This is a genomic window from Zooshikella ganghwensis (assembly GCF_018263875.1).
Lineage (GTDB): Bacteria > Pseudomonadota > Gammaproteobacteria > Pseudomonadales > Zooshikellaceae > Zooshikella > Zooshikella ganghwensis.
Genome location: NZ_JAEVHG010000042.1, coordinates 1 through 5,678 on the forward strand (window position 1 = coordinate 1; position 5,678 = coordinate 5,678).

Genomic DNA, 5,678 nt, shown 5'->3' on the forward strand with positions numbered 1-5,678 from the left:
AGATAATATTCCATTATATTGAAATGTTTTATAATCCAATACGGCGTCACACACACAATGACAGGTGCTCACCAGCAAACGCTGAAGCAGCGTATTTTCAAAACCTAGAAACTGTCTAGAAAAGTCAGGCCGTACCACTCGTCGAATTGTTGGCTGGCATATCGATAAACGGATGACAACCGATTTGGTGTGCAAAGCATTAATGAAAGCCTATAACTTGCGCCAACCGCCTAAAGGTCTTGTATTTCACAGTGATCGTGGCTCACACTATACCAGCAAGCAATATCGTAAGCTGTTATCGAGCTATAGTATCCGAGCCAGTATGGGCGATGTAGGTGCTTGTTGGGATAATGCTGTTGTAGAGCGCTTCTTTGGTAGCTTGAAACATGATTGGCTTTTTAAGGTGAGTCAGCCAACGAGGGAATTTATGAAACAAGATGTGGCAGCTTATATGAAGTATTACAACATAGAGCGACTGCATTCTGCCAATGGTGATTTGTCACCCATAGAGTTTGAAAATTCTCAACTAAATGTGTCCAATTTGGGTTGACCAGTACACACGTCCCATGTTCAGATGCTGTTGATAGCTCGTGGCCGCCTATATGCTGTTCAAATCCACCAAGTATTCCTTTACAAACATGGCCTGCTTCGGGGTCAGCATACGACGCATTATTTAGTCCGTCCTCCGAACTTCTCAGCGGTTCTGAGTGCACCTAAACCTAAGAGGGCTAAGACCAGCTCCGTCATAATATCAAACGGCAGGTGAGGTCCTGGCTTGCCTGATACCCATTGCACGATGGGGTTAATTAAAAAGGTAAACGTTAAACCCAAGCCGCAGACCCAGCCTATAAATGGACGCCAACCGGCGACAAATAAACTGCGGTGTTGTGATTCCAATTTATTCAGTTCAACCTGTAAAACCTGAGGTTGCTGACGTAGACGCTCTAATAAAATCTCCGCCTGCATACGTTCTGCATCCGAGGTGGTAACTTTATCCAACACATTACCAATGGCATCAATAGGTTCTGCTAATCCCCCACCAATTAATTTAGTTAACCAATTCATTCTTCCTCCCTCCGCCGATCCATATGGGCGGCAATATCCGTATACATTCTGACGATCACCCCAATCACACCCACAATAATGCCAACGGCGGTGAGCCAGTCCATAGGATTCCAATGCTCCACGATAGCGGCACCCACAGCGGTCACTGTGCCTACGCTATAACTCGCGACGCCTGATTTATCCATCATGCTTCCTTGTAAAGTTCGAAATGCACCATGTCATTAAACGACTGATCACGAACATCATGATCTTGGTCCCAATCACCACCCCAGCGTAATCGATGACTAATTTGGCCGTTTTTATACAAGTTTAACGCGGTGCCCAGTACCAACCCACCAAAATAATAAAAACCATGAATATCCTGCCAGTCGATAGGGTAAGGTGCGACATCCACCGCAAGTGACGGGGATTGGTTGTGTTTGCTTTGCGGGAATTGAAGCTTTGAGCGGCCGGCTGTATAAGCATTATTCTGCGCCTTTCGACTACGAAAACCTTCTAATATCGTACAGTCGCAGTCTTTTATGACTTCCTGGAACACCACCTGCAAATCAGAGTGGCAACTGGTAAGACGCTCAAGTGAGCGAGTACTGAAGTGTGGCATGGTATCCTCAACATTATTCAATCAATGCTGAGGATTTTGAAGGATTTAAAACGCGTTGATTAGGTGAAAAATTTCATTAATTGAATTACTAGATTTTCACTTATTCTAATTAAAATATTAGTTTGGCACGTATCTAATAGAATATAACTGGCAAAAGGGACCTGCACTACCCTTCCAACGGCGTTGTGCATAGCCTCTGACCAGAACACGGGATTTGGCCTGGTAAGCCGCAATAATCATACTGACAGTAGTATTATACCCAGGATGATTTTTACTTATCCAATAACCTCTTTCACATCCATTCACTTTCGCTACAAGATTAAAAATAATATCTCCATCACCAAAATCTGCAAACGCATCAACGCTTTCAATCTGAGTATAAGCACTCGTTGTAAGTTCGTTACTAAATACAGATGAGCTAAGTGTAAACATTAAGCATAATAAAAACCGAAAAAATAATTTCATTTCATTTACTTCCTAATAAAGCATTTTAGAGCTATATAAATAATTAATTGATGATACTTGTGGCTGCTATAGGCCTTGTTATCATTCCCAATAACACTATTAAAGGTACTATAAGGGATGAAAATATATTTACTTAGTCATCATAAATTCAATTAATAATGAGGCTAGACAAATATAACTATGGCAAATACCTTACAATACGAGTCATTTGCGCATAAAACTGGCGCGGAATTTTATCATCCATTGAGGCGTATCACAAAAATTTTGTGCGCCATACAACTCTATGCTTTCTGAACCGGCTCCCTCTCCAGCTCAATATGTTCTCCCTGGTAATAATTACTGAGCTTCTGAGCCAAGTCCAAGCCTAAGAGTGCTACAAGCGCATGGCTATCCGTCATCTGATGTGGAATATATAAACGCACACCACCCAAGTGTTGCCCTAATTTGATGGAAGCATCATGACCGATCACTTCAGCTAATTCATGTAAAACACTCATGGTCTATCCCCCTATCACCGATATACACCATTAAGCAGTCTGCTGTCTTTCGTATAACAATTGACGAATGACACCGATCGCCCGTCCACTTTTGATCAGTTCACCATCACAGCGATACACCAGCCAACCTAATGCCATGGCTTCGTGGTATTTTTCCAAGTCATTGGAAAGTCCTTTACCCCATGTATGTCGTCCATTAACCCAGGCATCACCTTCGACTTCGACAGCCAATTTACTTTCTTGCCAAGCAAAGTCGAATCGCTATCGCCTATTAGGATGAATAGCGAAATTCTTTTTGAGGTGGTGTCAAGCCAAATCCCTTGATATGGAGTTCCAATAAAGCTTCCAGTTGACTCATCTCAGATTATTTTCCACTTGTAACAAAATCAATACAAAAAGCTATTTTATTTTTTATGGCATTGAATTAAATTCGTACCCGGAGTTTGGATTTGTCCTTAAAATCCATTTTTATATACATTGCCTCACTCGTCACAGTCCCTTTCCCTATTTTGTGGGGCAATGCTTTTTTTTATTTTTTGTAAAAATTTATTATTATTCCCCATTTAATCAAACCCTCGTCCTAATATTTGATAAATTGTATTTAACGCTTCACGTGGATTATCCAGTTGATCAAACCCCGTTTGCTGTAAGTATTTTTTTGTTCACGATCATGAAACGTTTTATTTTTTCCGTCAGGGTTTTAGGCGATTGATCTGTGAGCGCTTCTGGTAAGTCTGTTAAGCTTTCTCCGGCTAACACTTGTTGACAAGCTAAAGCATAGTTGCGTTTAAACAACGGAAAAATATCTTGCTCTCGTCGAGATTTAAGCTCAAAAAAACCTGTACTCTTAGCAGCCTGATACACGGCAGGATGCGACCAATAAACTGACTGTGGACTTGGCGCATGGGCTTTTTCGCAGGCTTCGTGGTAAGCCTCCAGTGCTTGAGGTAAACCCACATCATCGGGACTCAGGTTACACCATGCGATGAAAGTGCCGACACTGGGTACAAAATCCCGTGCAATCTGTCGTGCTTTGGAAAGTCCAGTGCGTACTTGAGCGACGTTGACAATCCCATTGTCGATAAACCCTTTGGTCCAGTTGCGCTTGGTACTACTCAGGGTTTCCATATCCGAAAAGGCTTGTTTCCAAGCAGGGAAAATCCCTTGTAGCTCCCGAAAAATTACATTCACCAGCTCGGCCGCATGCTTGGAAATTGAGTCAACATGGGGTTGATCAATCCCTGCTGTGCTAGTCCCTGCCAGGGGTACACCAACGAGTAAATCCTTGGGTGTTTTCATGTTCTTGTCCTCAAAGACCTAGATCGAACCGCCAGCTGGTGTCATCCCAATCCAATTGGTTTGAGTTAACAGGGGGCGGAGGTTGTCTGAGTTTTTTCTCTTCGGCATAGGCCTCAGCACGAAGCATCCAGTTTCGCCAAGCGGATTGCCAACAGCTGAACTTGGAGTTTTTAGCACGGTGGTGATTTAAAAATTTCTCTGTTTCCAAATCGAGATTGATTTTTATCGATCGTTTGGCAGCCCACTCAACCAACTCCGTAGTGATCAAAAAATCATTTGGTGTTTGAGTTGCTCGGTTACCTGACGTTCGCGTTCGAGATGGTTTGTCCAACACCGATGAAAATTTTTCAAGGGGGGGACCATAGGGGGGGTTATAGTTTTTTTGTTTATTATATTTATATCTTTGTTGATATCCCCATTTTCGGGGATACTTGCTCCAAATTGGGGGCTTTTTTCGTACGCAGTTTGACCAGCTTCCATTCAGATATAACAGGATTAATACCATATTGTTTAATCGGCCCCTGCCCTTCTCTGAGTAAAATCTTGGAGTCAACTAGTTTTTTTATTACGGTGGAAATATGCTTTTTTTGAATACCTGACATATCCGCCAGTTGGCTTAGTGCAATATAATCTTTTGGCTTGTGAAAACCATACGTCTTACGAATTATCGTTAATACCAAGCGAAACTCACGACCGCTTAGCTCCATTCGACATAAAGCTTCTAATAACTCATCGGCGACACGTGTATAACCTTTTTTTATATCCACGATCGTTGAATCTCCCTGATGCTTATTATCCGAAGCGTGACTACCTAGATACGAAATATCATTGTTTTTTATATCAACCGTGTTCATAATTGCCTCCGTTCTGGTTAGATCCTGAAAGCTGCTTCACACCCACACTCTGTGAGCAGCTTTTTTGTTTCTGATTTAACAAGACTTTTTCATAGAGTTTCTCTAGAACATCCACAGCAGATTGTGCTGTTGCCGCGGACTCCTTTAATTCCCGATGGGCACTTCGAATGGCTTCATGTGTAGGGTTTGTGCCAAGCTGGATCACAGAAAGCTGAGCTTCCATATTTTCTTTCGTTAACGCCGCGGCCATTGACTGGCTGCATAAATCGCTATTGTCTATTTACTTAACGCCTATAAAAACACTAGCTATGTCGTAGATTTCATTAAGATACGCCAGACGTAAATCGAGGGGCATAGCGGCTACAATAGAGAGGCTTCAATAAAAAACAGTCGATTCAGGCCCTTGGAAAATCCATTACGAGGAGACAGCCAATAAAACCGTTAAATTACAGTCGGATTGTCAGTTTTATTATGATCGAAAGCTCGTATTAATCGAACAAGTTGCTAAACTGAAAAGAGAAAAACAGTACCTCGAAAACTGGCCACATAAAAACAACCAACTCCAAAAAACCTTAGTGTAAATCACCAGGATGGCATCATGATGGAAAAATGGAAGCCTAATGAGCGCGTTATTCATTTTATTAAGCTTGAAAAACAACACCTGCCACAAGGTTTTAGAGCTATTTTATCTACTACGTAATTGGATATTTCGGCCTCAATTGCCAATAAAGCGATTGCCAAAATGATTAACTCATGCCGTGAAAACAATCTAGGGCCTGTTAACACTAATTCTGTTACAATAGGCTCATGGAAATTACAACAGAACAATTTAAAATAATAGAACACTTGCTACCTGTTCAGCGTGGTAATGTAAAACTATCAAATATCCAAGTGCTC

The 5,678-nt window shown here is 41.8% G+C and carries 11 protein-coding genes and 1 pseudogene; 1 reads left to right on the forward strand and 11 read right to left on the reverse strand.

Translation table 11 applies throughout. From position 1 onward, the window contains the following. Positions 1-195: hypothetical protein (locus tag KHS79_RS25475; protein ID WP_212722981.1), on the reverse strand; the 195-nt coding region annotated here is incomplete at its 3' end. Here KHS79_RS25475 and KHS79_RS25480 point away from each other — a divergent pair. Beyond that, positions 137-550 (forward strand): annotated as a pseudogene (locus tag KHS79_RS25480) (IS3 family transposase); the annotation flags it as partial. The gene KHS79_RS25475 and the pseudogene KHS79_RS25480 overlap by 59 nt on opposite strands. 119 nt (positions 551-669) lie before the next feature. Here KHS79_RS25480 and KHS79_RS25485 read toward each other — a convergent pair. The 10 genes from KHS79_RS25485 to KHS79_RS25530 all read right to left on the reverse strand — a co-directional run bounded on the left by KHS79_RS25485 (position 670) and on the right by KHS79_RS25530 (position 5,031). Further along, positions 670-1,065 carry a 3TM-type holin gene (locus KHS79_RS25485; RefSeq protein ID WP_094786750.1) on the reverse strand — a complete coding sequence of 132 codons (396 nt, stop codon included), beginning with the start codon at positions 1,063-1,065 and terminating at the stop codon, positions 670-672. Then, on the reverse strand, positions 1,062-1,253 hold the full coding sequence (locus tag KHS79_RS25490; protein WP_133296037.1) for a hypothetical protein: 192 nt from the start codon (positions 1,251-1,253) through the stop codon (positions 1,062-1,064). Before KHS79_RS25490 ends, KHS79_RS25485 begins: the two co-directional genes overlap by 4 nt. Then, positions 1,250-1,666, reverse strand: a complete 417-nt coding sequence (locus KHS79_RS25495) for a M15 family metallopeptidase (RefSeq protein ID WP_212722982.1) — start codon at positions 1,664-1,666, stop codon at positions 1,250-1,252. The genes KHS79_RS25490 and KHS79_RS25495 overlap by 4 nt, the downstream gene beginning before the upstream one ends. 117 nt (positions 1,667-1,783) lie before the next feature. Beyond that, positions 1,784-2,131 carry a hypothetical protein gene (locus tag KHS79_RS25500; RefSeq protein WP_212722983.1) on the reverse strand — a complete coding sequence of 116 codons (348 nt, stop codon included), beginning with the start codon at positions 2,129-2,131 and terminating at the stop codon, positions 1,784-1,786. A 281-nt stretch (positions 2,132-2,412) separates the two neighbouring features. Then, positions 2,413-2,628: a hypothetical protein gene (locus tag KHS79_RS25505; RefSeq protein ID WP_212722984.1), complete on the reverse strand. Its 216-nt coding sequence runs from the start codon at positions 2,626-2,628 to the stop codon at positions 2,413-2,415. 30 nt (positions 2,629-2,658) lie between these two features. After that, positions 2,659-2,859 (reverse strand): hypothetical protein, encoded by a 201-nt coding sequence (locus KHS79_RS25510; RefSeq protein WP_212722985.1) that lies wholly within the window; start codon positions 2,857-2,859, stop codon positions 2,659-2,661. Positions 2,860-3,258: 399 nt separating this feature from the next. Beyond that, entirely contained in the window at positions 3,259-3,927 is a 669-nt protein-coding gene (locus KHS79_RS25515) for a replication protein P (protein ID WP_212722986.1), read from the reverse strand. 10 nt (positions 3,928-3,937) lie between these two features. Beyond that, positions 3,938-4,261 carry a hypothetical protein gene (locus tag KHS79_RS25520; protein ID WP_212722987.1) on the reverse strand — a complete coding sequence of 108 codons (324 nt, stop codon included), beginning with the start codon at positions 4,259-4,261 and terminating at the stop codon, positions 3,938-3,940. Positions 4,262-4,322: 61 nt separating this feature from the next. Continuing rightward, positions 4,323-4,781: a replication protein gene (locus tag KHS79_RS25525; protein WP_212722988.1), complete on the reverse strand. Its 459-nt coding sequence runs from the start codon at positions 4,779-4,781 to the stop codon at positions 4,323-4,325. Then, complete coding sequence (locus tag KHS79_RS25530; protein ID WP_212722989.1) at positions 4,768-5,031, reverse strand: hypothetical protein; 264 nt, start codon at positions 5,029-5,031, stop codon at positions 4,768-4,770. The genes KHS79_RS25525 and KHS79_RS25530 overlap by 14 nt, the downstream gene beginning before the upstream one ends. Positions 5,032-5,678: the final 647 nt, after the last annotated feature.